Source organism: Amycolatopsis sp. cg5, from assembly GCF_041346955.1.
GTDB lineage: Bacteria > Actinomycetota > Actinomycetes > Mycobacteriales > Pseudonocardiaceae > Amycolatopsis.
Genome location: NZ_CP166849.1, coordinates 9,503,489 through 9,528,368, shown reverse-complemented (window position 1 = coordinate 9,528,368; position 24,880 = coordinate 9,503,489). Strand labels below are relative to the sequence as shown.

General features: G+C 67.5%; 27 protein-coding genes and 1 tRNA gene. 14 read left to right on the top strand and 14 right to left on the bottom strand.

The genetic code is table 11. From position 1 onward, the window contains the following. Nucleotides 1-54 precede the first annotated feature (54 nt). Nucleotides 55-137: transfer RNA gene (locus tag AB5J62_RS43520), tRNA-Leu, on the bottom strand. A 130-nt stretch (nucleotides 138-267) separates the two neighbouring features. Between AB5J62_RS43520 and AB5J62_RS43515 the strand changes: the two genes are divergently transcribed. The 7 genes from AB5J62_RS43515 to pknB all read left to right on the top strand — a co-directional run bounded on the left by AB5J62_RS43515 (nucleotide 268) and on the right by pknB (nucleotide 9,586). Further along, nucleotides 268-1,539, top strand: a complete 1,272-nt coding sequence (locus tag AB5J62_RS43515; RefSeq protein WP_370945895.1) for a DUF3662 and FHA domain-containing protein — start codon at nucleotides 268-270, stop codon at nucleotides 1,537-1,539. Nucleotides 1,540-1,643: 104 nt separating this feature from the next. Next, complete coding sequence (locus tag AB5J62_RS43510) at nucleotides 1,644-2,111, top strand: FHA domain-containing protein (RefSeq protein ID WP_091288903.1); 468 nt, start codon at nucleotides 1,644-1,646, stop codon at nucleotides 2,109-2,111. Continuing rightward, entirely contained in the window at nucleotides 2,108-3,493 is a 1,386-nt protein-coding gene (locus AB5J62_RS43505; protein WP_370945894.1) for a PP2C family serine/threonine-protein phosphatase, read from the top strand. The genes AB5J62_RS43510 and AB5J62_RS43505 overlap by 4 nt, the downstream gene beginning before the upstream one ends. After that, a complete protein-coding gene (locus AB5J62_RS43500; protein ID WP_370945893.1) occupies nucleotides 3,493-4,947 on the top strand; it encodes an FtsW/RodA/SpoVE family cell cycle protein in 1,455 nt (484 codons plus the stop codon). Before AB5J62_RS43505 ends, AB5J62_RS43500 begins: the two co-directional genes overlap by 1 nt. Then, nucleotides 4,944-6,413, top strand: a complete 1,470-nt coding sequence (locus AB5J62_RS43495) for a peptidoglycan D,D-transpeptidase FtsI family protein (RefSeq protein ID WP_370945892.1) — start codon at nucleotides 4,944-4,946, stop codon at nucleotides 6,411-6,413. Before AB5J62_RS43500 ends, AB5J62_RS43495 begins: the two co-directional genes overlap by 4 nt. A 3-nt stretch (nucleotides 6,414-6,416) precedes the next feature. Next, nucleotides 6,417-7,610, top strand: coding sequence for a serine/threonine-protein kinase (locus tag AB5J62_RS43490; RefSeq protein ID WP_370945891.1), 1,194 nt, complete (start codon nucleotides 6,417-6,419; stop codon nucleotides 7,608-7,610). After that, nucleotides 7,607-9,586 (top strand): Stk1 family PASTA domain-containing Ser/Thr kinase, encoded by a 1,980-nt coding sequence (gene pknB / locus AB5J62_RS43485; protein WP_370950489.1) that lies wholly within the window; start codon nucleotides 7,607-7,609, stop codon nucleotides 9,584-9,586. Before AB5J62_RS43490 ends, pknB begins: the two co-directional genes overlap by 4 nt. 61 nt (nucleotides 9,587-9,647) lie before the next feature. Here the strand turns inward: pknB and AB5J62_RS43480 are convergent, their stop codons facing one another. The 6 genes from AB5J62_RS43480 to AB5J62_RS43455 all read right to left on the bottom strand — a co-directional run bounded on the left by AB5J62_RS43480 (nucleotide 9,648) and on the right by AB5J62_RS43455 (nucleotide 13,818). Next, complete coding sequence (locus AB5J62_RS43480) at nucleotides 9,648-11,078, bottom strand: caspase domain-containing protein (protein WP_370945890.1); 1,431 nt, start codon at nucleotides 11,076-11,078, stop codon at nucleotides 9,648-9,650. Further along, nucleotides 11,078-11,440 (bottom strand): hypothetical protein, encoded by a 363-nt coding sequence (locus tag AB5J62_RS43475; RefSeq protein WP_370945889.1) that lies wholly within the window; start codon nucleotides 11,438-11,440, stop codon nucleotides 11,078-11,080. Before AB5J62_RS43475 ends, AB5J62_RS43480 begins: the two co-directional genes overlap by 1 nt. A gap of 70 nt (nucleotides 11,441-11,510) precedes the next feature. Further along, nucleotides 11,511-11,750, bottom strand: a complete 240-nt coding sequence (locus tag AB5J62_RS43470) for a hypothetical protein (RefSeq protein ID WP_370945888.1) — start codon at nucleotides 11,748-11,750, stop codon at nucleotides 11,511-11,513. Between the two features lie 42 nt (nucleotides 11,751-11,792). After that, nucleotides 11,793-12,443 carry a hypothetical protein gene (locus tag AB5J62_RS43465; protein ID WP_370945887.1) on the bottom strand — a complete coding sequence of 217 codons (651 nt, stop codon included), beginning with the start codon at nucleotides 12,441-12,443 and terminating at the stop codon, nucleotides 11,793-11,795. Next, on the bottom strand, nucleotides 12,437-13,180 hold the full coding sequence (locus tag AB5J62_RS43460; RefSeq protein ID WP_370945886.1) for an ABC transporter ATP-binding protein: 744 nt from the start codon (nucleotides 13,178-13,180) through the stop codon (nucleotides 12,437-12,439). The genes AB5J62_RS43465 and AB5J62_RS43460 overlap by 7 nt, the downstream gene beginning before the upstream one ends. Beyond that, entirely contained in the window at nucleotides 13,177-13,818 is a 642-nt protein-coding gene (locus tag AB5J62_RS43455) for an aminodeoxychorismate/anthranilate synthase component II (RefSeq protein WP_370945885.1), read from the bottom strand. The genes AB5J62_RS43460 and AB5J62_RS43455 overlap by 4 nt, the downstream gene beginning before the upstream one ends. A 111-nt stretch (nucleotides 13,819-13,929) precedes the next feature. Here AB5J62_RS43455 and AB5J62_RS43450 point away from each other — a divergent pair, with 111 nt between their 5' ends. After that, entirely contained in the window at nucleotides 13,930-15,249 is a 1,320-nt protein-coding gene (locus tag AB5J62_RS43450) for an FAD-dependent oxidoreductase (protein WP_370950488.1), read from the top strand. Here the strand turns inward: AB5J62_RS43450 and AB5J62_RS43445 are convergent. Together AB5J62_RS43445 and AB5J62_RS43440 are read right to left on the bottom strand one after the other, a co-directional pair. After that, the gene (locus AB5J62_RS43445; protein WP_370945884.1) at nucleotides 15,238-15,885 is read right to left on the bottom strand and encodes a response regulator; all 648 of its coding nucleotides are present in this window, start codon (nucleotides 15,883-15,885) and stop codon (nucleotides 15,238-15,240) included. The two genes, AB5J62_RS43450 and AB5J62_RS43445, sit on opposite strands and share 12 nt — an antisense overlap. Beyond that, nucleotides 15,831-17,585, bottom strand: coding sequence for a histidine kinase (locus AB5J62_RS43440; RefSeq protein ID WP_370945883.1), 1,755 nt, complete (start codon nucleotides 17,583-17,585; stop codon nucleotides 15,831-15,833). The genes AB5J62_RS43445 and AB5J62_RS43440 overlap by 55 nt, the downstream gene beginning before the upstream one ends. 132 nt (nucleotides 17,586-17,717) lie before the next feature. On the opposite strand from AB5J62_RS43440, the gene AB5J62_RS43435 reads away from it, so the two are divergent. The 3 genes from AB5J62_RS43435 (at nucleotide 17,718) to AB5J62_RS43425 (ending at nucleotide 19,608) form a co-directional block, all read left to right on the top strand. Continuing rightward, nucleotides 17,718-18,398 carry an ABC transporter ATP-binding protein gene (locus tag AB5J62_RS43435; RefSeq protein WP_370945882.1) on the top strand — a complete coding sequence of 227 codons (681 nt, stop codon included), beginning with the start codon at nucleotides 17,718-17,720 and terminating at the stop codon, nucleotides 18,396-18,398. Next, complete coding sequence (locus AB5J62_RS43430) at nucleotides 18,398-19,123, top strand: ABC transporter permease (protein ID WP_370945881.1); 726 nt, start codon at nucleotides 18,398-18,400, stop codon at nucleotides 19,121-19,123. The genes AB5J62_RS43435 and AB5J62_RS43430 overlap by 1 nt, the downstream gene beginning before the upstream one ends. 92 nt (nucleotides 19,124-19,215) lie before the next feature. Then, nucleotides 19,216-19,608, top strand: coding sequence for an SCO5389 family protein (locus AB5J62_RS43425; RefSeq protein WP_091288890.1), 393 nt, complete (start codon nucleotides 19,216-19,218; stop codon nucleotides 19,606-19,608). On the opposite strand, the gene AB5J62_RS43420 is transcribed toward AB5J62_RS43425, so the two are convergent. From AB5J62_RS43420 to AB5J62_RS43410, 3 genes are read right to left on the bottom strand one after another with little or no spacing between them, the layout of a single operon-like run. Next, complete coding sequence (locus AB5J62_RS43420; protein ID WP_370945880.1) at nucleotides 19,577-20,566, bottom strand: LLM class flavin-dependent oxidoreductase; 990 nt, start codon at nucleotides 20,564-20,566, stop codon at nucleotides 19,577-19,579. The genes AB5J62_RS43425 and AB5J62_RS43420 overlap by 32 nt on opposite strands. Then, entirely contained in the window at nucleotides 20,563-20,718 is a 156-nt protein-coding gene (locus tag AB5J62_RS43415) for a hypothetical protein (RefSeq protein ID WP_370945879.1), read from the bottom strand. Before AB5J62_RS43415 ends, AB5J62_RS43420 begins: the two co-directional genes overlap by 4 nt. Beyond that, nucleotides 20,718-21,611: a class E sortase gene (locus AB5J62_RS43410; RefSeq protein WP_370945878.1), complete on the bottom strand. Its 894-nt coding sequence runs from the start codon at nucleotides 21,609-21,611 to the stop codon at nucleotides 20,718-20,720. The genes AB5J62_RS43415 and AB5J62_RS43410 overlap by 1 nt, the downstream gene beginning before the upstream one ends. A 190-nt stretch (nucleotides 21,612-21,801) precedes the next feature. Here AB5J62_RS43410 and crgA point away from each other — a divergent pair, with 190 nt between their 5' ends. Both crgA and AB5J62_RS43400 read left to right on the top strand, forming a co-directional pair. Continuing rightward, complete coding sequence (gene crgA / locus AB5J62_RS43405) at nucleotides 21,802-22,068, top strand: cell division protein CrgA (protein WP_091288886.1); 267 nt, start codon at nucleotides 21,802-21,804, stop codon at nucleotides 22,066-22,068. A gap of 84 nt (nucleotides 22,069-22,152) precedes the next feature. After that, nucleotides 22,153-22,569 carry a PH domain-containing protein gene (locus AB5J62_RS43400; RefSeq protein ID WP_370945877.1) on the top strand — a complete coding sequence of 139 codons (417 nt, stop codon included), beginning with the start codon at nucleotides 22,153-22,155 and terminating at the stop codon, nucleotides 22,567-22,569. On the opposite strand, the gene AB5J62_RS43395 is transcribed toward AB5J62_RS43400, so the two are convergent. Continuing rightward, the gene (locus AB5J62_RS43395) at nucleotides 22,555-23,517 is read right to left on the bottom strand and encodes a rhomboid family intramembrane serine protease (RefSeq protein WP_370945876.1); all 963 of its coding nucleotides are present in this window, start codon (nucleotides 23,515-23,517) and stop codon (nucleotides 22,555-22,557) included. The two genes, AB5J62_RS43400 and AB5J62_RS43395, sit on opposite strands and share 15 nt — an antisense overlap. A 52-nt stretch (nucleotides 23,518-23,569) precedes the next feature. Further along, a complete protein-coding gene (locus AB5J62_RS43390; protein WP_370945875.1) occupies nucleotides 23,570-24,100 on the bottom strand; it encodes a peptidylprolyl isomerase in 531 nt (176 codons plus the stop codon). Between the two features lie 100 nt (nucleotides 24,101-24,200). Between AB5J62_RS43390 and AB5J62_RS43385 the strand changes: the two genes are divergently transcribed. Next, nucleotides 24,201-24,833: a hypothetical protein gene (locus AB5J62_RS43385; protein WP_370945874.1), complete on the top strand. Its 633-nt coding sequence runs from the start codon at nucleotides 24,201-24,203 to the stop codon at nucleotides 24,831-24,833. The last annotated feature ends 47 nt before the right edge of the window (nucleotides 24,834-24,880 follow it).

Here is a 24,880-nt window from a genome sequence, read left to right as displayed (position 1 = left end):
CCGACGCAACAAGAAAGGCCCCTTGGCGTCTATCACCAAGGGGCCTTTGCTGGGTGGGCGAGGGGGGAGTTGAACCCCCACGTCCTTTCGGACACACGGACCTGAACCGTGCGCGTCTGCCATTCCGCCACTCGCCCGAGTGACTTTCTGGTGGAGCGAAGCAAGCTTAGCAGTCGGTTTGAACGGGTTTCACCGGGGGCCGTGTAGGTGGTCTCCGACCCGGATAGGATCGAAGGGAAGAGTCAGAGATGAAGGAGGCTTGTCCAGGTGGGCCGGGTTGAGAAGTTCGATCGGCGACTCGAGCACCTGGTCGGTAACACCTTCGCGCGGATGTTCGGTGGCAACGTCGTCACGCAGGAAGTGGCGGTGGCGCTCGAGCGGGAAAGTGAGGACAACGTTCGTGAGCTGGCCGGCGGTCGTCTGCTCGCTCCCAACCACTACATCGTGGCTTTGGGGCAGGCCGACCATGACCGGATGGCCGGAGACGAACAGCGGGTCACGCAAGTTCTCGCACGGGCTGTCTCGGAACATCTCGCAGAGCACGGTTGGGACACCTATGGTGACGTCGTAGTCTCGCTCGAGCGCAACGAGGCGCTGCATACTGGACAGTTCAAGACCCGCTCGTCCGTCGATCCCGACGTCAAACCGCAAGACGCCGGCCGTTCTGGACGGTCAGCACCACCCAGCAACGCAGGAGACCCAGCAATGAGCCAGCCCGGTGGCTACGGCCAATATGACCAGGGAGACCCGTACGGCCAGCAGGGCCAGTACGGCTATGGACAGCAGCAGGGCGGTCAGCAGCCCGGCTACGACCAGGGCTATGGCCAGCAGCAGGGTGGCCAGCAGCCGGGTTATGACCAGGGTTACGGCCAGCAGCAGCCCGGTTATGACCAGTACGGTCAGCAGCAGCCCGCACAGCCTGGTTACGACCAGGGTGGCTACGGCCAGCAGCAGGGCGGCTATGACCAGGGCGGCTACGGCCAGCCCCCCGCTCAGGGCGGTTACGACCAGGGTGGCTACGGCCAGCCCGCGCAGCCCGGCTACGACCAGTACGGCCAGCAGCCCGCACAAGGCGGTTATGACCAGGGTGGCTACGGCCAGCAGCAGGGCGGTTACGACCAGTACGGTCAGCAGCCCGCGCAGGGTGGGTACGACCAGGGCGGCTACGGCCAGCCGGACCCGTACGCCCAGCAGGGTGGCTACGCCCAGCAGAGCTACGCCCCGCCGTCACCGCCTGCCGGAAACCGTGCGCTCGCGGCGAGCCTGCAGCTCGATGACGGGTCGAACCGGACATACTCCCTGAAGCAGGGCGGCAACGTGGTCGGCCGTGGCCAGGACGCCGACTTCCGGCTCCCGGACACGGGTGTCTCGCGTCGTCACCTCGAGATCACCTGGGACGGCCAGTCGGCGACGCTCGCCGACATCGGCTCGACCAACGGCACCACGGTGAACGGCACTCCGGTGCAGACCTGGCAGCTCGCCGACGGCGACGTCATCAGGGTCGGTCACTCGTCGCTGGTCTTCCGCACCCAGGGCTGATTTCAGGAGGTTCGAGCCGTTCCCGCACAATTGCGTTGCGGGGGGACCTGCGACGCGCCATGTGTCGCAGGTTGGCGTTGAAGAGTCGGGAGCGGACACAACACGTGCCAGAGCTTGTCGTTCAACTGACCAGAGCAGGGTTTCTCGTGCTGCTCTGGCTGTTCGTGTTCGCCGCGCTCCGAGTCGTCCGCTCGGACCTGTACGCGGCGTCCGGGCTACGCGTCGCGATCCCGTCGTTCGGTCGGAAGAAGAAGGCGGAGAAGAGGCCACGCGGCGGGAAGTCGCCGCAGCAGCTCATCGTGACGCACGGCGCGTTGTCCGGGACCAGGATCGCGCTCGACGGCAGGCCGATCCTGATCGGCCGCGCCGACGACTCGACGCTGGTGCTCGACGACGACTACGCGTCGACCCGCCACGCCAGGATTTCCCTGCGTGGCGAGGACTGGTACGTGGAAGATCTGGGCTCGACGAACGGCACGTACCTCGACCGGGCTAAGGTCACTGCACCCCTCCGAGTCCCACTCGGCGTCCCCATCCGAATCGGCAAGACGGTGATCGAGCTTCGCCCATGACTCTCGTACTCCGCTACGCGGCCCGCAGCGACCGTGGCCTGGTTCGTTCGAGCAACCAGGACTCGGTGTACGCGGGTCCGCGCCTGCTCGCACTCGCCGACGGCATGGGCGGTCACGCCGCCGGTGAAGTCGCCAGCAAGGTCGTCATCGCATCCCTCGCTCCGCTCGACGACGACGAGCCTGGCGACGACCTGCTCGCCCAGCTCCGTGAAGCCGTCGGTAACGGCAACGGGGCCATCGCCGAGCTCGTCTCGCAGGACCCCGACCTCGAAGGCATGGGAACCACGCTCACCGCGGTGCTGTTCTCCGGCTCCCGGCTCGGCATGGTCCACGTCGGCGACTCGCGTGCCTATCTGCTGCGCAACGGCCAGTTCTCGCAGATCACCCGTGACGACAGTTTCGTCAACGAGCTGCTGGAGCAGGGCCGGATCACGCCGGAGGAGGCCGCTGTCCACCCGCAGCGTTCGCTGCTGCTCAAGGCGCTCACCGGGCACGAGGTCGAGCCGACGCTCACCGTGCGCGAGGCGCGGGCGGGCGACCGCTACCTGATCTGCTCCGACGGCCTGTCCGGCATGGTCAGCGACGAGACGCTGGCCGACGCCATGCTGATCCGCGACCCGCAGGACTGCGCGGACCGGATGATCGAGCTCGCGCTGCGCGGCGGCGGCACCGACAACGTCACGGTGATCATCGCCGACGTGGTCGACGTCGACTTCGGCGATGATCACCCGATCGTGGGTGGCGCGGCCGGCGACGGCAGCGACGAACGCCCGCAGGCGGACTCGCCCGCGGCCAGGGCGCGCGCGCTCACGCAGCCGCCGCCCCAGCCCCGCCCCGAGCTCCCGCAGCCGCAAGAGGACCCGAAGGCCAAGCGCCGGAAGCGATTTCGCTGGCTGGTAGGCGGCATCGTGGTGCTCATCGTGCTCGCGGCCGCCGCGATCACCACCCGGTACTTCGTGCTCAGCCAGTACTACGTCGGTGAAGGCGCCAACGACGAGGTCGTCATCTTCCGCGGCGTGCCCGGCAGCATCCTCGGCATCGACCTGCAGACCCAGGAGCAGGGTTCGTGCCAGATCCAGGCGTGTGAGCCGCTGCGGCTGTCCAGCCTGCAGGAGGACGCGCGGGTCGCGATCAAGAACGGCGTGAAGAAGGACAGCCTCGACGAGGCCCGCCGCTACATCGACGACTTCCTGCGCTCCAACAAGGTGCTCACCCCACCGCCTTGCCCGTCCACGTCGCCGACGCCGACGCCCTCGTCTTCTTCGCAGCAGCCGAGCGGCACCCCGACGACCACTCCTTCGGCCCCGTCCGGCACGGAACAGCCGAGGAGGGACTGCCAGGCGACCTCATCGACATCCGTGTCGCCAGGAGGCGGTAACTGATGGGTCCGCAACTGGCAGACCCGGCAGCGGGGGCGTTCACCACCAATCCTCAACGTGAACTCCCGACGAGGCGAGGCACCGAACTGGTGTTGCTCGCCTTCGCGGCGTTCATCGTCACGATCGCCTTCGTGCTGGTCGAAGCGAACCAGGATCACCAGCTGACGGCGGCCGTGTTCTGGTACGGACTGTCGTACCTGACCGTCTTCGGTGTCGCGCACGCTGCGGTACGCCGGTGGGCGCCGTACGCGGATCCGCTGATCCTGCCGTGTGTCGCGCTGCTCAACGGCATGGGCCTGGTGATGATCTACCGGATCGACCTGGCGTCCGCCGAGAAGGCGATCCAGAACGGCAAGGCGTTCTCGCCGGACGCGCCGAAGCAGATCCTGTGGACGGTCATCGCGCTGGCGTTGTTCCTGGCCGTGCTGATCATCGTCAAGGACCACCGCACGCTGACCCGCTACGGCTACACCGCCGGGCTGATCGGGGTCATCGCGCTGGCGCTGCCCGCCGTGCTGCCGAAGAGCCTTTCCGAGGTCAACGGCGCGAAGGTGTGGATCAAGCTCGGCTTCATGTCGATCCAGCCGGGAGAGTTCGCGAAGATCCTCCTGATGGTGTTCTTCGCTGCCTTCCTGGTGTCCAAACGCGACTTGTTCCTGGTGGCGGGCCGCAAGTTCCTCGGCGTCGAACTGCCCCGTGCCCGTGACCTCGGCCCGATCCTGATCGCGGCCGGTGTCTGCATCGGTGTGCTGGTGTTCGAAAAGGACCTCGGCACCTCGCTGTTGTTCTTCGGCGTCGTGCTGGTGATGCTCTACGTCGCCACCGAGCGGGTCATCTGGGTCGTGCTCGGCGTGAGCATGTTCCTCGGCGGCTGCATCATCGCCTACAACCTGTTCACGCACGTCCAGCAGCGCGTCGCCAACTGGATGGACCCGCTCGCCACCTACGACGACCCCGGCGGCGGCTACCAGATCGCGCAGGGCCTGTTCGGGCTCGGCACCGGCGGCGTCGGCGGCACCGGGCTCGGCGCCGGACGGCCGGACATGGTCCCCGAGGCGAGCACCGACTTCATCACCGCGGCGATCGGCGAGGAGCTCGGCTTCATCGGCCTCGCCGCGATCCTGATGGTCTACCTGCTGCTCGCGATGCGCGGCATGCGCAGCGCGCTGGCCGTGCGCGACACCTTCGGCAAGCTGCTCGGCGGCGGGCTCTCGTTCGCCGTGGTGATGCAGATCTTCGTGGTCGTCGGCGGTGTCACCAAGCTGATCCCGATGACGGGCATCACCGCGCCGTTCCTCTCCCGAGGCGGCTCCTCGCTGCTGGCGAACTACATTCTCGTGGCACTGCTGCTGCGGATCTCCGACGCCGCGCGCAGGCCCGCGTCGCGGCCAAAGCCCCAGCAGCCCCAGGCTCCGCTGGCCGAGGCACACACGGTGATGGTGGAGCGACCCAAGTGAACACACCTCTGCGCAAGGTAGGCGTCGCCATGCTCGTCATGGTGGTCCTGCTGCTGGGCAACGCCACCTACATCCAGGTCGTGAAGGCCGACGACTACCGCACCGACTCCCGCAACGCGCGCGTGCTGCTCGACGAGTACGCCCGTCAGCGCGGCCAGATCGTCGCGCAGGTCGGCGGCAAGATCGTCGCGGGCGTCGTCGAGTCGAACGACAAGTTCCGCTTCACCAGGACCTACGTCGACGGCCCGATGTACGCGCCGGTCACCGGCTACTACTCGGTGCGCTACGGCGCGGGCGGCATGGAGCGGGCCGAGGACGACATCCTCAACGGCTCCGACCCCCGGCTGTTCGTGCGGCGGCTCTCGGACATGATCACCGGCCGCGACCCGCGTGGCGGCAACGTCCGGCTGACCATCGACCCGGCCGTCCAAGAGGCCGCGTACAAGCTGATGATGGACAAGGGCTACACCGGCTCGGTCGTCGCGATGGAGCCGAAGACCGGCCGGATCCTGGCGATGGTGTCGACCCCGTCGTACGACCCGAACAAGCTGGCCTCGCACGACGGCAAGGCGCAGGAACAGGCCTGGACCGCCTACTCCGGTGACCCGAAGAAGCCGATGCTGAACCGCGCGATCCAGGAGATCTACCCGCCCGGCTCGACGTTCAAGCTGGTCACCGCGGCCGCCGCGCTCGAAGACGGCAACGGCCCTGACACTCCGATCAACTCGGCGCCGAACGTGCAGCTCCCGCAGACGCAGACCACGCTGGAGAACTACGGCGGCGCCGCGTGCGCGGGCACCACGTTCAAGGACGCGCTGGCGCACTCGTGCAACGTCCCGTTCGCGGAGTTCGCGGGCAAGCTCGGCAAGGACAAGCTGAACAAGGTCGCCGCCAACTTCGGCATCGGGCAGAGCGACCTGGCGATCCCGACGAAGGTCGCCACCTCGACGCTCGGCAAGCTCGAATCGCAGGCCGCGCTCTACCAGAGCGGCATCGGCCAGCGTGACGTGCTGCTGAGCCCGCTGCAGGACTGCATGCTCTCGGCCACCATCGCCAACGGCGGCATGGCCATGAAGCCGCAGCTCGTGCAGGCGCTGCTGGCGCCGGACACGTCGACGCTGCAGGACATCAACCCGAGTGAGCTGACCGGCACCCCGGCGCTGAGCGGCGCGAACGCGAACATCCTTCGCGACATGATGCTCGCGTCGGAAGGCTTCACCAAGGGCGCCGGCAAGCGCGACGACATCCAGATCGCGTCGAAGACGGGCACCGCCGAGCACGGCAGCGACCCGAAGCGCACCCCGCCGCACGCCTGGTACACCGGCTTCGCGCCGGCCAACGACCCGCAGATCGCGGTCGCGGTCATCGTCGAGTCCGGCGGCAACCGCGGCCTGGAGGCGACCGGTGGCACCGTCGCCGCCGAGATCGGGCGCGCCGCGATCAACGCGAAGCTCGGGGGTGGATAGCGGATGCTGTCCACGGGTCAACTGCTCGCCGAGCGCTACAAGCTGACGCACCGGATCGCCGTCGGCGGGATGGGCGAGGTCTGGCAGGCCAGTGACACCCGGCTGGACCGCACCGTCGCAGTGAAGGTGCTGAAGGCGGAGCTGTCCGGGGACGCCGAGTTCCTGCACCGGTTCCGCACGGAGGCCAGGATGACGGCTTCGCTGAACCATCCGGGTATCGCGGCCGTACACGATTATGGCGAGACCGTCGCCGACGAGCTTTCGATCGCGTACCTGGTGATGGAGCTCGTCGAGGGCGATCCGCTCGCCGGGATACTCGCGAAACAGGGCCGCATCACCGCGGACGCCACGTTGGACATCCTCGAGCAGGCGGGCAACGCGCTGCAGGCGGCGCACGAGCAGGGCCTGGTGCACCGCGACATCAAGCCGGGCAACATCCTGGTCACCAAGAACGGGCAGGTGAAGATCACCGACTTCGGCATCGCCAAGGCCGCCGACGCCGCGCCGGTGACCCGATCCGGCATGGTCATGGGCACCGCCCACTACATCGCGCCGGAGCAGGCGCTCGGCCACGGCGCGGAGCCGGCGAGTGACGTCTACTCGCTGGCGGTCTGCGGCTGGGAATGCCTGACCGGGCACCGGCCGTTCCTGTCGGAGAACGCGGTGACCGTCGCGATGATGCACATCCGCGACATCCCGCCGCCGCTGCCGCCCGACGTCCCGCCGCACGCGCGCGCCGTCATCGAGGCCACGCTCGTGAAGGACCCGAGGCAGCGGTACAACAACGGCGGCGAGTTCGCGGCCGCCATCGCCGCGGTCAAGGCCGGGCATCCGCTGCCGGTTCCCCAGCAGATGTTGAACTCGGGTTACGCACCAGTGCCGTTGCACAACCCGATGGCCCCGATCGGGCCGCCGTCGCATCCCGCGCTGATGCCGGTGCCGCCGCCCGGCGGACTGCCACAGCGGAGACGGAACCACACCGGGCTGTGGGTCGCGCTGGTGGTGGTCGCCGTCTTGATCGTCACGGCCGCCGTGCTGGTGATCGTGAAGGTGGCGGGCGGCGGGAGCAGACCACCGGCGAATGAACAACCGGACGTGCGGCCGACCGGGTCGGCCTATGAACCCACACAGCCGGCTGAAGGCCCTCAGGGCATGATGAGCACACCTTGGACGGAATGGAACGGCACGCAGAAATGAGCACACCAAGACTGCTCAGCAACCGGTACGAGCTGGGCGACACGCTCGGCTACGGCGGTATGTCCGAGGTACACCACGGCCATGACGTGCGGCTGGGCCGCGAAGTGGCGATCAAGATCCTGCGCGCCGACCTGGCGCGCGACCCGCAGTTCCAGGAACGCTTCCGCCGCGAGGCCCAGAATGCCGCCGCGCTGAACCACCCCGCGATCGTCGCCGTCTACGACACCGGCGAGGCGAACACCGAGTTCGGCCCGCTGCCGTACATCGTGATGGAGTACGTCGAAGGCCGGACGCTGCGTGACATCGTCAAGACCGAGGGCCCGATGTCGCAGAAGCGGGCCATGGAGGTCATGGCCGACGTCTGCGCGGCGCTCGACTTCTCGCACCGCCACAGCATCGTCCACCGTGACGTGAAGCCCGCCAACGTGATGATCACGAAGAACGGCGCGGTCAAGGTGATGGACTTCGGCATCGCCCGCGCGATGCACGACGGCCAGTCCGCCATGACCCAGACCGCCGCCGTGATCGGCACCGCCCAGTACCTCTCCCCCGAGCAGGCACGCGGCGAGCAGGTCGACGCCCGCTCGGACGTCTACGCCGCGGGCTGCGTGCTCTACGAATTGGTCACCGGCGAGCCGCCGTTCACCGGCGACTCCCCTGTCGCGGTCGCCTACCAGCACGTCAGGGAAGACCCGAAGCCTCCGTCCTCGGTCAACCCGGCCGTCACGGCGGAACTCGACGCGGTCGTGCTCAAGGCGCTCTCGAAGGGCCCGGCCAACCGGTACCAGTCGTCGGCAGAGATGCGGTCCGACCTGGTCCGCACCTTGTCGGGGCAGCGCCCGTCCGCGCCGATGGTGATGTCCGAGGACGAGCGCACCCAGGTGATGGACTCGGACCGCCGCCAGTCGCAGCGCTACGACGAGTTCGCCGCGGCCATGGACGACGAGGATCCCCGCGACAAGCGCCGCCGCCGGACGATCATCGCCGTAGTGGCGGGCATTCTCGTCGCGGGCGCCGCACTGTTGATCATGTGGTTACTTGGCGCGTTCAAGGACACGACCACCGAGGCCCAGATCCCCAACGTCGTCGGGATGACCGAAGCCGAAGCTGGCAACCAGCTGCGCAGCACCGGCTTCACCGCTTTCGAACGGATCCCTGTTCCCTGTGGCGCCCAGTCCACCGGTAAGGCGACCTGCTCCACCGAGCAGATCGGCAAGGTGGTCGCGATCGATCCGGCCGTGGGTTCCAAGGTGGCGACCAGCACCAAGCTCAAACTGAGCGTGGGTGTCGCACCCGGCAAGGTGCAGGTCCCCGACCTCGCCACCAAGACACGCGCCGAGGCCGAAAACGCGCTCACGGCGCAGGGCCTGGCCCTCAACCCGAACGTCGAAGAGGTCGATGTCGACGACCAGACCCAGGCCGGCAAGGTCCAGGAGCAGGATCCGGCCGCGGGCAAGCAGGTCGAGCAGGGCACCCAGGTGACCATCAAGGTCGGCAAGGCCAAGCCTTTGAAGCCCGTTCAGAACTACGTTGGCAAAACCGTCACCGAAGCCAAGAAGGGGCTGTCTGACGCAGGATTCAAGCCGGTGGTCAAGTCTGTAGACAGTGACGCGCCAAAGGACCAGGTCGTCAATCAGACTCCCAATGGTGGCAGCGTGGCGTCTGGCAGCGAGGTCGTGCTCGAGGTGTCCAACGGCTCGCAGACCCAGTTCACGATGCCGAACGTGGTCGGGATGACGCAGGATCAGGCGAACGCCGAACTCGCGAGGCTCCGCAGCTCCGGCTGGGGCGGCAAGATCATCCAGAAGACCAAGGGCACGTTCAACCCGAGCGACGTCGGCAACGTCGCGTCGACCGACCCGAGCGGTGGCTCGACGGTCACGCAGAAGCAGGACATCACGATCACGGTGTACACCAGCAACGGTGGTGGTCAGCCGACCACGTCGTCGAAGACCGGCGTACCCGGCTTTCCCTGATAGACGATGAACGAACGAAGGCCCCGCGAGTCGCACTCGCGGGGCCTTCGCCGTTTCGAAGCTATCGGCGGCGTAGCTTCCAGAACAAAAATCCTGAGATCGCGGCGAGTTCGGCCATCGTGACCAAAGTGAAGATCTGAACGGTCAGCGAGTAAGGACGCGACGTGCCCTGCGAAGTCGTCGAGCCGATCGGTGTGAACAGTCCAACGAAGAACGACACAGCGAAGAGCACCGTCGCCAGTGCCAATACCGTGCGACTCAACTTGTTCAGCTTCGTGAACAACATCGGATAGGCCTTGGCGAGCAGTAATCCTTCGCCCGGAGTGTTGGCGGTGCTTTTGAGCCGACGCCGGATGAGGAAGCCGCAACCAGCACCCACAAAGCCGAACAAGATGCCCATGCCGATATCGCCTGCCACGCTCGTACCTGATTCGGCCTTGCCAAAGATACCGCCGAATACACCGCCGATTCCCATACCAGAGCCGATCACCAGTCCAGCCCAGAGAAGGATCGAGCTGGCCACTGAAAGACTTCGCGTTGTCGTGTCGAGCGCGGCACTCCGCCAAACGGGAACCTCAGGTCGAGGTTCCATCACCGCGTCGGGCTCCAAGACTGTGGGTTCCACGGTGGCGGAATGCACAACCATCTCAGGAACCGGCTCACGTCTCGGTGGCGGCGCTGCGGCAGATCGCGGTGCCGCAGGTCTCGATGCGACGACCGCACGTACTGTCCTCTGCTGTGAAGGCGAGGCCGACGGCACCGACCGTCTCAGTAGCAAAGCCGCGCTGGTGTCCTCAGCCTTCATCTTCGGCAGCGGTAGGTCCCGGTTGGCCATCGCTGACCGCAAAGACCGGTATGCCGCGTTGACGGTCAGGGGTTCATCCGGAATCCGGGAGCCCTTGACCAGCAGGGAAAGCAGCTCCGCGGTGAAGGCAGTGTTCCGTTCCCCTGGTGGCGAGTGCGAGATCTTGTTACGCGGCGAGGACGTGAGCACCGACGTTCCGCTGATGGCGATCTCACGTTGATCGACCCCTCCACCGGACATCGAACCGAGAGCCAGACCGGAGTAGCAGCAGTCAAGGATCAACAGCTTGGTCCGCGCTGGGCTGTTTTCGATGACCTCGCGGACGTCATCGAACGGAACCGCGGTTCCCCGCGGGCTGTCCGGGTTGGACTGATGCACCGTGAGGTAGAGGATGTTCTTCGTCTCGTGTCGGATCCCGTGCCCGGAGTAGTAGACGAGCAGCAAGTCTTCGGCCTGGTTCGCAACTCGTTCCAGCCGAGTCATGAAGCTGCCTGGTGAGTCCGGGCTGTCGACGACAGTGCAGTGTTCCGGGCTGATGATCCCGGCCCGCTGGTTGGTCAGCGCGGTGACCAAATCGGTCAGATTGTTGCGGACTGCTGGCAGGTTGGGCAGTCGGTCGTCACGCTGAAAATCGCTCGTGCCGATCAAGATCGCACGGGACAACGCCGGGTCAGGGAGCGCGACCATCAGGAAGTGCCTTCGAGGAATTCGCAGACGGCCTGCAGCACCGTCTCGGCATCGGTGGCGGACCCGCAGTCCAGCTCCAGTTCAGTACCCGATTCTTCGTTCTTGACCTTCAATGACACTTTCTGCACCTCACGCCGCCGCGCAAGCCAATCGAACACCGATCTGCAGAGTGTGGCCGCCGAGCCGCTGGTCACTACAACGACGATCGAATCGGCGACGCCGCCCATCTGGCCGACATCGATCGCCGGACCAGTGACCTTGACTCGGCCTCGGAGCTCATCCTCGTCTCGCAACCATGCAGCCAGTTGACGCAACTGTTCGTCGTCATCGCCGTCCACACTGAGCGCCGCGACCGCGACCATCTCGTCCTCCCCAAACTTGAACATCGTTCAATCAATCTCGAAGCGTGACAATAGCTCGCGGCGTGTCGAGTCAGTACGCCTTATCGGTTTTGATCTTGAGTGAGACCGAGTCGATTTCTCTTCGGTGGCCGAGCCAGTCGAAGACGGACGTGCACAGGGTCGCGACCGAGCCGCTGTTCACGACGACCTCGATCGAGTCGTCGGCCATCGTGACGCCGGGACGGAGGTCGTCCTCGCCGCGTAACCACCCGGCGAGGTGGAGGAGTTCGTGACCGGAGCCGGCCAGGCTGATCACCACGGTTCCAGACACCACAGGTCCTCCTCGCGCCAGATGCAATTTGCAGATTGCAGCTTACGCTCGGCGGTGTACCAGCACCCCGACCACACCGGCACTGAGCAGCAACGCGAACACGGACGCCGCGAAGCCGATCACCACTGGGGCCGGACCTGGTGGGATGTCGGCCGCGAGCGCGCGGAGCATCGGGTTCACGATCGGCAGCAGGTGGGTCAGCATGACGACGATGAGGGTGATCAGCGCCGCGACCAGCGTCCAGCCGATCCTGCCGATCAGCAGGCGGGAACAGGGCAGGCCGATCGCGATGCCCGCACACGCACACGCGAGGTGGGCCAGCGCGCCGAGTGCCAGGTGCGCGGCGGAGACGTTGCCGAGGTGGCTGGCGAACGCCCAGGTTTCGGAGATCACGGTGAGCGCCGCGGCGCAGAGGAGCACGGCCAGGATCGCGCCTGCCAGTACCGGGGCGAGTTTTCTGGCGTGGCTCAACGTGATCAGGCGCTGGACCGGGTCTTCGACGTCGATGAGCGCGATGGTCAGCCAGCACGAGACGACGAGCAGTGCGCCCGCGCTCACCGCGAATTCGGGCAGTACCGGGGCTTTGCGCTCGGTGTACTGCATGCCGAGCACGCCGAGCAGGAGGATCGAAGCCGGGATGTAGCGCTGGGAATGGCCCAGCAGAGCCAAGTTGTACCGGGCGACCGCTAGCACTGGATCACCTCTTGGACCGACCAGCCGTCGTTGAGCGCGGTCAGCAGCACCGCGTCGGAACTGGCCGTGTCGACGACCTTCTCGACGCGCTCGCCGTTCGGACCCGTGAGGACGATGCGGACCGACACCTGGCGCCTGGTCTCGGTGGTGAGCTTGCCGTCGACGATGAGGTGGACGTCGTCGGCGTGCTCGTGCACGACGTCGGGGCGGTGGTCGGTGAAGACCACGCTCGCGCCGCGTGCCTTGGTCTCTTCGACGATCTCGCCGAGCACGGTGTGCGCCTCGACGTCCAGACCGGACCATGGCTCGTCCAGGATGAGCAGGTCCGGCTGGGCGAGGATCGCTTGCACCAGGCCGACTTTCTGGGCGTTGCCCTTGGACAGCTGGCGCAGCTGGGTGCCCTTGCCGCCGACCAGCGCGAGCCGATCGAGCAGGTCGTCCACAATGGACAGATCGGCGATGCCGTGTATCCGGCCCATGTGCCGCAGGTACGCCCGCGCGCTCATCCGCTGCGCGGCGGGGAACCGGTCGGGCAGGTAGCCGACCACGGGACGGCCTTCGACCGTGCCGGTGGTCGGCCGTGAAACCCCGGCCATGATCCGGAGCAGCGTCGACTTGCCGGACCCGTTCGAGCCGCGGACGCCGACGATGCGGCCGCGGCCGATCTCGAGGTCGACCCCGTCGAGGACGGGCCTACCCCGTACGTAACTCTTGCTGACCCCCAGCAGAGAAATCACGCAACAGCGGCCTTCTGCAACGCCTTGGTCGCGCGCTCCAGCGTGTCCACAGTGGACGCTTCGACCGGGTGACCCGCCGAGGCCATCCAGTTGGCCAGCATCCGGTGGCCGCCCTCGGTGAGCACCGACTCGGGGTGGAACTGGACGCCTTCGAGCGGCAGCTCGCGGTGGCGCATGCCCATGACCACGCCGGACTCGGTGCGGCCGGTGACCTCGAACACGTCGGGGATCGTCTCCGGCAGCACGGTCAGCGAGTGGTAGCGGGTGGCGGTGAACTCCTCCGGCAGCCCGGCGAGCACGCCGCGGCCGACGTGGCGGACCTGGCTGGTCTTGCCGTGCAGCAGCTCGGGCGCGCGGTCCACGGTGGCGCCGAAGACCACGCCGAGCGCCTGGTGACCGAGGCAGACGCCGAGCATCGGCACCTTCGCCTCGGCGCATTTGCGGATGACGTCCATGCTCTGACCAGCGCGTTCGGGGGTGCCGGGGCCGGGCGAGACGAGCACGCCGTCGAACTCGGTGATCTTGTCGACGTCGACGACATCGTTGCGCCAGACCGTGCAGTCGGCGCCGAGCTGGGCCAGATACTGGACCAGGTTGTAGACGAAGCTGTCGTAGTTGTCGACCACCAGAACGCGCATAAGGCGAGCTTACCGGGTCCCAAACCGTGGACCGTGCGCTTTATCACCATGAAAGTTAGGGCGACCTAACTTACGTTGGAGTGCGTGACCCGATCTCTTCGTGTAGCCATCGTGGGCGCCGGTCCCGCCGGCATCTACGCAGCCGACATACTGGACAAGTCCGACGCCGACGTGACGATCGACCTGTACGAGCGCATGCCCGCGCCGTTCGGGTTGATCCGCTACGGGGTCGCGCCCGACCACCCGCGCATCAAGGGCATCGTCACCGCGCTGCACAAGGTGCTCGACCGGCCGAACATCCGGCTGCTCGGCAACATCGACTACGGCACCGACCTCAAGCTCGACGACCTGCGCGAGTTCTACGACGCGGTCATCTTTTCGACCGGCGCCTCGTCGGACCGTGAGCTGGACCTGCCGGGTATCGACCTCGACGGCAGCCACGGCGCCGCCGACTTCGTGTCCTGGTACGACGGTCACCCCGACGTGCCGCGCACCTGGCCGCTGACCGCGACCAGCGTCGCCGTGCTCGGCGTCGGCAACGTGGCGCTCGACGTCGCGCGCGTGCTCGCGAAGACCGCGGACGAGCTGCTGAGCACCGAGATCCCGCCGAACGTCTACGAAGGGCTGAAGGCCAGCCCGGTCACGGACGTGCACGTGTTCGGCCGTCGCGGCCCGGCGCAGGCCAAGTTCACCCCGCTGGAGCTGCGCGAGCTCGACCACTCGCCCAATGTCGAGGTGATCGTGCACGCCGAGGACATGGAGTTCGACGAGGGCAGCATCGCGGCGCTGCGCGGGTCCAAGCAGGTCGACATGATCGTGAAGACGCTGCAGGACTGGGCGATCCGCGATCAGGGTGACCGGCCGAAGCGGCTGCACCTGCACTTCTTCCACTCGCCCGCCGAGGTGCTCGGCGAGGACGGCAAGGTCGTCGGCCTGCGCACGGAGCGCACGGAGTACACCGGCGACGGCAACGTCCGCGGCACCGGCGAGTTCCACGACTGGGATGTCCAGGCCGTCTACCGCGCGGTCGGGTACCTGTCCTCACACCTGCCGGAGATCCCGTTCGACCACACCTCCGGGACCGTGCCGAACCAGGCGGGCCGGGTGCTCGACCTCGACGAGAACCAGCTGCCGGGCGTCTACGTCACCGGCTGGATCAAGCGTGGTCCGATCGGCCTCATCGGCCACACCAAGGGCGACGCGCTGGAGACCGTCACCAGTCTGCTCGCGGACGTCGACACGCTGGCGAGCCCGGTCCGTCCCGAGCCGGAAGCGGTCATCGACTTCCTCACCGAGCGCGGCATCCCGTTCACCACCTGGGAAGGCTGGGGCAAGCTCGACGCGCACGAGAAGTCGCTGGGCGAGCCGCACGGCCGCGAGCGCGTCAAGGTCGTCGAGCGCGACGAGATGCTGCGGGTTTCACGAGCCTAGGTAGGTCAGGACGGCGAGAACTCGGCGGTTGGTGTCGTCCGAGGCACCAATGCCGAGTTTGGCGAAGATGTTGGCCGTGTGCTTGGCGACCGCGCCCTCGCTGAAGAACAGACGAGACGCGATCGCCGCGTTGGAGCAGCCCTCGGCCATGAGCTCCAGTACTTCGCGTTCGCGCGGGGTCAACGCGGCCAGCGGATCCGTGCTGTTGCCGGCGACCAGTTTCGCGATGACCTCGGGGTCCATCACCGTGCCGCCGCCTGCGACGCGGCGGACGGCGTCGATGAACTGGTCTGCGTTGAAGACGCGGTCCTTGAGCAGGTAGCCGATCGCGCCGGTGCCGTCGGCGAGCAGCTCACGGGCGTAGAGCTGCTCGACGTGCTGGGACAGCACGAGAATCGGCAGCGCGGGGATCTCGCGGCGGACCGCGAGCGCGACCTGCAGGCCTTCGTCGGTGTTGGTCGGCGGCATCCGGACGTCGACGATCGAGATGTCCGGGCGGTGTTCCAGCAGCGCGGCGTGCAGCTCAGGGCCGGTGGCGACGGCCGCGACGACGTCGAAGCCGTGCGCGGTCAGCAGATGCGTCAGTCCGTCTCGAAGGAGGTACTGGTCTTCGGCGATGACGGTTCGAGCTGACACGGAATCTCCAGGGTCACCGCGGTGGGGCCGCCCAGCGGGCTTTCGACGGTCAACTTACCGTCGAAGGCGCCCAGCCGACGCTCGATTCCCCGCAGTCCCGAGCCACGCGCGGGATTGGCGCCGCCACGGCCGAAATCCGTCACCGCGACGACCAGCCTGTCGCGTTCGAAGCCGAGTGAAACCGTCGCGCGCTCGGCTTGGCCGTGTTTGACGGCGTTGCCCAGCAGCTCGCTGACCGCGAAGTAGGCGCACGCCTCGACAGGCGGCTCGACGCGCCCCGGCAGGTCGACGCTCACTTCGACCCGCAGCGGACTGTCCAGCGCCAACGCGCGGACGGCGTCGCCGAGCCCGCGCTCGCTCAGCACCGGCGGGTGCACGCCGCGGACGAGGTCACGCAGCTCGGTCAGCGTGTCCGACGAGTTCCGCCGCAGCTCGGCCGCCATTTCCTTGGCCTTCGCCGGATCGCGGTCGATCAACGCCTCCAGCGCGCCGAGCTTCATCCCCATGGCTACCAGCCGCGACTGGACGCCGTCGTGCAGGTCGCGCTCGATCCGGCGCAGTTCGGCGGCTTGCGCGTCGCTGGCGTCGGTGCGCGTGCGCTCAAGGCGTTCGACCCGCAAGGCGAGCCTGGACGCTTCGGTCGGACCGAGCAGCAGCCGCGCGAAGCGGGCGACCGCGCGGGCGAGCCATGGCGGTGAACAGGCGAAACCCAGGACGGTGAGTGCGATCGGGAGCGCGATCCGCGCCCAGACCGGGTAAGCCGGATCGAACGGCGGCCACCACGCGGCCGCGATGAACCCGAACGGCAGTACCAGCGCCGCCAGCGAGACCAGCGGGATCAGCACGCCCGCCGCGAGGTCACGCCAGGTCGCCCTGTCGCGCTGCACCCAGACCATCCGGTTGTACAGCGCGGGCCACCACGGCGACTCGTAGAGCTGCTTTCCGAGCTGGTACAGCCCGTCCGGACGGGCGACCGGCAGCCGCGGTTCAGGCAGGTACGGGACCTCGATTTCGACGCCGCTCCACTTGCCGGTGCTTTCCCGCAGCATGTTGACGAACTTGCGGTACGCCACCGTGGTCCCGGCGGCGATCGGTGTGATGAGCGTGCAGATCACGTACAGCCCGAGGATGAACTGAAGCACCGAGACGACGAAGAAGCCCATGAGGTGCCCGAAAGCTTGACCGTGCCTGTTAAGCCATCGCAAGCCTTGGAACGTGGCGGTCCGACTGAGTCGTCCATGGAGCCAGCGACCGTACGAGCGCACCGCGAACGGGCCCGCGAAGAGCGTGACCAGCGGCAGAAGCACGCCGACGACCGGGTTCAGCACCAGCCACATGCCGTCGCGGAAGGTGGCCGGGTCCTCGAAGACCCACTCGATCCGCCGGTTCACCCGTACCCACTTCGGCGTGCGGTAGAGCGAGTTGCCTTCGCGGTACCAGCCGTCGGCCTCACGTTCGGGCTCCGGTGGTTCGGCCTTGTACGGGATGGGCAGGTCCGCGCCGGTGAGCTCGGCGGCGACCCGGCGCATCCGGTTCACGGGGCCGCGGCAGCGCTCGATGATCGGCGGGACGAACCAGATGAGCACGCCCGAACAGACGAAGACGAACGCGACCAGCATGCCTGCCAGCGGGATCAGGCCCACGATCGCGAGACCGGCGAGCATGAGGCTGCGCCGGAGTGCGATCAGGTAGCGGGTCACCGTTGAATTCTTGCCCGGCGGCGCCCGCGAGCGCAGTAGGCGCAGGTTCAGATTCGGGGTGGGCCTAGCTCCACCCTGGTCCGGGAGACAACCGGATTCCGAGGGAAACGCCTGGTCAATAGCGTTTTCGGCATGCCAATCGTCGAAGTCAAGAACCTCCGCAAGAGCTACTCGGGCACGGTCGCCGTCGATGACGTTTCGTTCCACGTGGAACAAGGCGAGATCTTCGGGATCCTCGGCACGAACGGTGCCGGCAAGACGACGACCGTCGAATGCCTGCTCGGACTCCGCCACCCCGACGCCGGGTCGATCTCGGTGCCGGACAAGGAAAAAGTCGGCGCCCAGCTGCAAGAAGCCAAGCTGCCCGAGAAGCTCAAGGTCCGCGAAGCGCTTGAGCTGTACGCGTCGTTTTATCGACAACCGGCCGATCCCGTCGCGTTGCTGGACCAGCTCGGCCTGACCGAACTCGCCGAGCGGAAGTTCGGCAAGCTCTCCGGCGGCCAGAAGCAGCGCGTGTCGATCGCGCTGGCGCTCGTCGGCGATCCCGAGATCGCGGTGCTCGACGAGCTCACCACCGGACTCGACCCGCACGCCCGCCGCGACATCTGGAAGGTCATCGAAGGTGTGCGCGACCGCGGCGTGACGATCCTGCTGGTCAGCCACTTCATGGACGAGGCGCAGCGGCTCTGCGACCGCGTCGCCGTGTTCGACGACGGCCGCGTCGTCGCCACCGACACCCCGGCGGGCCTGATGGCGGCCGCCGGCGAAACCACTCTTGACGACGCGTTCGTCGCACTGACCGGGAGGAACTGATGTCCGCGCTCACGAAACTCACCACCACCGAAGCGAAACTGGCGCTGCGCTCCCCGCTGTACACCGCGTTCGGCGTGCTCTTCCCCGCCGCGCTGCTGCTCGGCATCGGCGCGATACCGGGGATGACCGAGGTCGAGAACGGCCGCCGGTTCATCGACGGCTGGGCCCCGTCGATGATCGTGGTCGCGCTCGGCATGCTCGGCCTGCAGGCGATCCCGGCCGCCGTCGCGACCTACCGCGAGACCGGGGTGCTGCGCAGGCTGGCGACCACCCCGGTGCATCCGGCGAACCTGCTGATCGCGCAGCTCGTGGTGCACGTGACGACCGCGTTGCTCGGCATCGGGCTGCTGCTCGTGGCTGGCGCCGCCGTCTTCGACATCCCCGGCCCGCGTGATCCGCTCGGGTTCCTGCTCGCGCTGGTGCTCGGCACGGTTTCGGTGTTCAGCCTCGGTCTGCTCTCGGCCGCGCTGGCGAAGACGGCCAAGACCGCGAGCGGGGTCGCGATGATCGCGTTCATCCCGATCATGTTCTTCGGCGGGGTCTACGTGCCGAGGCAGTTCCTGCCCGAGGTCGTCCAGCGGATCGGCGCCTATCTGCCGCCGGGTGTGCAGGCGCTCCAAGACTCGTGGACCGGCGCGGGCGCGCGGCCGCTGCAACTGGTGGTGCTGGCCGGTGCGGCCATCGGGACCGCGGCGCTCGCCGCGAAGGTCTTCCGCTGGGAGTAATGACATCCGCCAAAGTGGTGATGATCATCGTTTTCTCTTGTGGGTGTGCCAGCCACCGAGTAGCCAGGTAGATGCCAACTCATGGAGGTTCGATGTCGCTGGATGTTTCCCCCGCCCTGCTGGAAAAAGCCGAGCGTGGCGAAGTGGACGACGCGGAGTTCGTCGCCTGTGTGCAGGAATCACTGCCCTACGCCTGGGAGGTGATCACCACGGTGATCGCGGACCTGAAGGGCTCCTCCGAAGGCTTCGCGGACCACGAGACCCCGCCGCCGAGCGAGGCCGAACGCGGCCAGCTGCTGCGCGCGCTGGCCTCGGACGCCATCCGAGGCGGGCTCGAACGGCACTTCGGCGTGAAGCTCGCCTTCCAGAACTGCCACCGCGTCGGCGCGTTCCGGCTCGCCGAGGTGGACAGCGACCGGTACCGCGCGTTCATCTCCGCCCGAGGGCAGCTGCTCAACCAGAGCCCGGAACTGCGGGACTGCTAGCCCTCAAGTAAGGCAAAACCTGAGCGCCGATGCGCTCGATGTTCTCCACCGTCCCGGCCGTCGTGCCGGTGGCTTCCACCATCATGATCACGTGGGAGACACCGGTACGGCGGATCGCCTCTTCCAGCCGCGCGATGCAGTAGTCCGGGCTGCCGACCGGATGGATCCGGCACAGCTTTTCCGTGTACTCCCAAGGATCGCGCTTGGCACGCGCCCTGCCGTCGACGGTCACGTGCGCGGCCAGCCCGATGTCCAGCCAGCCGGGCAGCTTCGCGCGCACGATGTCCCCGGCGTCCTCGCCGACCTGGCACAGCACGGTCGACACATGCCCGTCCGGCGAACCGTGTTCGGCCACCAGCGCGGCCTTCTCGTCGTCGTCGCGGTCCAGCCCGAGCAACATCGGCAGGCCACGTTCGGCGGCCAGCCGCGTCGAACCGGCGACGAGCACCGGCGGCCGCTCGCGACGGTCAGGCTCCGGCACCATCGGCACCGGCCGGAACCGGAAATGCTCACCGCTCGCTTCGACCTCGCCGCCCCGCATCGCACGCAGCAGCAGGTCGAGCGCCTCCTCGAAGCCACGCTCGTAGCGGTCGACGCCGGTGCCGAACACCTCGAGGTCCTGCCACGGCCCGCCGCGGCCGACGCCGAGCCGGAACCGGCCGCCGGACACCGCGTCCAGCGTCGACCACTGCTCGGCCAGCGCGACGGGATGCGTCACCGACAGCACGCTGACCGCCGTGCCGATGACGATCCGCCGGGTCCGGCCGAGCGCGTGCGCCGCCAACGTCACCGCGGACGGGCACACCCCGTAGGGCATGAAGTGGTGCTCGGCCAGCCAGACGTCGTCGAAGCCCGCCCGCTCGGCCGCCTCGATGGCCTCGACGGTCCGGCGCAGGACGTCGGAATCCTTCTGACCCGGGAACCGGCCGCTGATCAGGAAGACGCCGAAGCGCCTCACTGAACCGAGACGTCGTTGAACGGCAGCAGCGGCTCGGCCCACGGGAAGACGACGAAGAACAGCAGCGCGACCACGCCGGCGATGAGCACGGCGGCCAGCACGGCCTTCACGGCCACGTTTCCGGGCAGGACACGCCAGATCCAGGCGTACATCAGCGCGTCTCCCCCGCCGTCTTGAGCTTCTCGGTCAGTTCGCCGATGGTGCCGACTTCGGTCTTCGCCACCTGGCGGGTCAGCACCGAGTGGATGATGAGCCGCTCCCGAGCCGAGAACTGCGGGTGACAGGTGGTCAGCGTGAGCAGCGAGACCTGACCGGCGGCGGGCAAGATGTCCTTCGGCTGGTACGGCACCGGGTTGGTCGCGTCGCCGCGGTTCGGCGCGACGACCTTGCGGCCGACCGTCTTGCCGTACGCGCCGCCGTCGGCCTGGTTCGGGTCGCGCAGGGTGGACACGCCCCGGCAGTCCGGCTGCTGGCCCTTACCGGTCTCCCAGCCCTTCTGCTCGTCCTCGTACGGCAGCACCTTGTAGACGTAGAAGTCGGTGTGCGTCTCGATGATGATCGCCGAGCAGGAGTGCAGCTCGTCCAGATCGTTGAACGGCGCGCCCTTGCCGACCCGGTGCCCGGCGACCGCGAAGTTGCCGGGTTCACCCGGAAGAGGCGTGCCGGTGTAGTGCCCGGGACCGACGACGAGAGATTTCTCGGTGGTCCCCTCCTGGATCGTGAAGTGGTAGTCGGCGCCGAATTCGGGGATGTACATCCGCGCGAACGCCTGCCCCTCGACCAGCTCGGGGTGCAGCGTGCGGTCGTTCTTCCACTCGTCGTCGAGGACCGTGTTGGCGTTCGCCTGCTTGTTCGCGGAGAAGATGTCGGTGATGTAGAGCTCGTAGACGACGAACAGCAACACCACCAGACCAGCGGTTATGAGGATTTCGCCGATCGTGCGGACGGCGGTCGCGCCGCCACCGAGCCCGCGGCTCTTCGTCGCGACGGCTCCGCCAGAGTCAGGGCCCTCGTAGTCCCGCTCTTCGTCTTCTCGCGTAGGCACGCACAGCTCCTCTCAGGCACCGCCATGAACCCTCCGTGACTCGATTGTCACAGTGCGGGAAATCAACCGATCGTCCCCGGTGCTCTAACGCGGTCATTTACGTTAACGTGTGCACGTGGCGCTGGTTGCGCACCCGAAGACCGGGTGTCATCGCCACCAGCCGAGACGATCACCACGCGAGGATTGACCCATGCCGAAGTCCAAGGTCCGCAAGAAGACGGCGTACACCCCGCCCGCCGACCGGCGCACGCCGGTGAAGATCAAGGCAGCCGGGCCGTCGCACCCCCTCTACCTGATCGTGATGTTCGGGTTGATGGTGATCGGGCTGGTCTGGCTCGTGCTGAACTACATCGCCGGGCCCAAGATCCCCTTCCTGACCGATCTCGGCAACTGGAACTTCGCGATCGGGTTCGCCCTCATCATCGGCGGGCTGTTCATGACCATGAAGTGGCGCTGACCTTCACCGGTCACAGTTACCCCGAATGGCGGCTTGACGCCGAATTACATCGGTGTGACTCCATCCCCATTGTGGACAACCCCTGTGGATAACTCACCGGCCAGCTGGGCTCCGGCCCCCGCGGTTCTCGTCGCGGAATGGCTGATCACCGCCCTGGCCGCGATCGGCACCATCGCGATCGCGGTCGGCGGTGACCCACGCGGCGCCATCCTGTTCGGGCTCGTGACGGTGGTCGCCGGCGCGTTCGCGCTGCACGCCACCCTCGTCAGGCCGCGTCTGAGCGCCGACAGCAGGGGCATCAGGGCCAGGACCCTCACGGGCTCCGTTCTGCTGCCCTGGGGCATCACCAGGGTGCGGTTGCGCACGACCAGGCGGCTCGGGCGCGACGGCGTGACGCTGGAGATCGAAGCCGAGGACCGGCTGATGGTGTTCGGCAGGATGGACCTCGGCGAGGACCCGCGTGACGTGCTGGACGTGCTTTCCGCGCTACGAGCCGGCTGAGCAGACGTAGTGGTCGCGCTCAGGCTGCGCGACGACGCAGGTCTGCCCGTCGAGCCGGACTTCGCCGATCACGAAGAGCCCGGCCAGCGCGACCGCGATCGCCGCGGTCGTCGCCGACTGCCAGACCTTGCGGCTCTTCTCCGGCGCGTAGACCATCGCGGCCATCACGATCGCGCCCGCGACCAAGCCACCGAGGTGGGCGAAGAGTGAGATACCCGGGATCGAGACGCTCAGCACCAGGTTCACGCCGATGATCACCAGCGCCTGGGTCGGGTTGAGCTTCAGCCGGAGCAGCGCGATGAGGATGGCGCCCAGCAGGCCGTAGATGGCCCCGGAAGCACCGACGACGGGCCGATCGGGCGCGAACAGCACCACGGCGACCGAACCGCCGAAGAGTGAGACCAGGTAGGCCGCGGTGTAGCGGAGCGGGCCCATCGCGCGTTCGAGATCGCGGCCCAGCATCCACAGCGAGAGCATGTTGACGGCGATGTGCAGCAGGCCGTCATGCAGGAAACCGCTGGTGAACAGCCGCCAGTACTCGCCGTCGTGCGCGACGCGGACGGAGTCGAGCCAGCCGCCCGCCCCGATCTCGGAGCCGCCGTTGTTGTTCGTGACGCTGCCGGACTGCACGACGGTCAGCAGGAAGACCAGCACGTTGATGGCGATCAGCACCGGCGTGACCACGACGCGCCTCGGCATCAGCGCGCCGGTGATCGTGCGCTGGCCGTAGCCGGCGGCTTCGTACTGCTTGCGCTGTTCCTTGTCGACGCGCTGGCCGGATTCGACACAGTCGACGCACTGGAAGCCGACGGAGGCTTCGCGAAGACAGTCCGGGCAGGCCGGTCGGCCGCAGCGGACACAGCTGAGACCGGTCTGCCGCTTCGGATGCCACCAGCAGCCGGGCAGCGCGGCAGACTCGGGAATCTGGGGATACGGGGGCTGGCTCACGATACGAACCAACCTACCCGTAATCCCGTGATCACCGCGTGATGCCGGAAGTTCAGCGGGTGATGCTGACCTTCTCGATCACGACGTCCTCGAGCGGCTTGTCGCCGGGGCCGGTCGCGGTGCGGCCAATGGCGTCCACGACGGCCTGCGAGGCGGCGTCGACGACCTCACCGAAGATGGTGTGCTTGAAGTTCAGGTGCGGCGTCTGCGCGACGGTGATGAAGAACTGCGAGCCGTTGGTGCCGGGCCCGGCGTTCGCCATCGCCAGCAGGTAGGGCTTGCTGAACTGCAGCTCCGGGTGGAACTCGTCGGCGAAGCGGTAGCCGGGGCCGCCGCGGCCGGTGCCGGTGGGGTCACCGCCCTGCAGCATGAAGCCGTCGATCACGCGGTGGAAGATCGAGCCGTCGTAGAACGGACCCGTCTTGCCGCCGGTGGCGTTCTCGGTCGAGTAGTCCTTCGTGCCCTCGGCCAGGCCGACGAAGTTCTCCACGGTCTTCGGCGCGTGGTTTGGGAACAGGGTCAGGTGGATATCACCCTTGTTGGTGTGCAGGGTGGCCTTCAACGAGTCAGTCACGCGCTTCATGGTGCCATCTGCGGCGAAATCCGGGGGAAAGGGGCACGATAGGTTGAGAGCAACAGACGGACAACACAACGAATACCCAACGGATGATGAGGTGAAGGCCATGGCTCGGGCCGCGGATTCGGTGAGTGAGTCGGTGAAGACCGGCCTGCTCGGCCTGCGTGAGAAGGCCATCGAGGCTGGAAAGGCAGGTGCCGAGGCCATCGCGCCGGTCGTCGAGGCCGCCGCCGAGGAGGCGAGCGTGCGCGGCCGCAAGGCGCGCAAGCAGCTCGCGAGCAAGACGAAGAAGACCCGCAAGGAGCTCAAGCGCAGCTCTGCCGCCGCCCGCAAGGAGGCGATCGCGCGTCTCGCCGAGATGCGCAAGCCGGGTCGCAAGGCCAAGAAGGCCGCGATCAAGGCGGCCAAGGCCGCCGGTGAGTCGAAGCGTCGCGGCAAGAAGGACTTCAAGAGCGCGAAGAAGGACTTCAAGGCCGCGCTGATCGAGGCCAAGACCGCTGCCAAGGGCGGGCGCAAGCGCCGTCGCTGGCCGTGGATCCTCGGCCTGGGCGCCGTCGCCGCAGGCACGGCCTACGTGCTGAAGTCGAAGCAGGAGCCGCCGGTGGCCCCCGCTCCGCCGCAGGCGCCGAAGCCCGCTGCCCCGGCTGCAGCCAAGCCCGCCGCGCCGAAGGCGGCGAACCCGCCGGCACAGCGCAACGGTCAGCAGACGGAGACCAAGTCGAGCGCTGACAAGAAGTAGCTCAAGACGCGAAAAGGCCCGGGAGTCGAACTCCCGGGCCTTTCGTT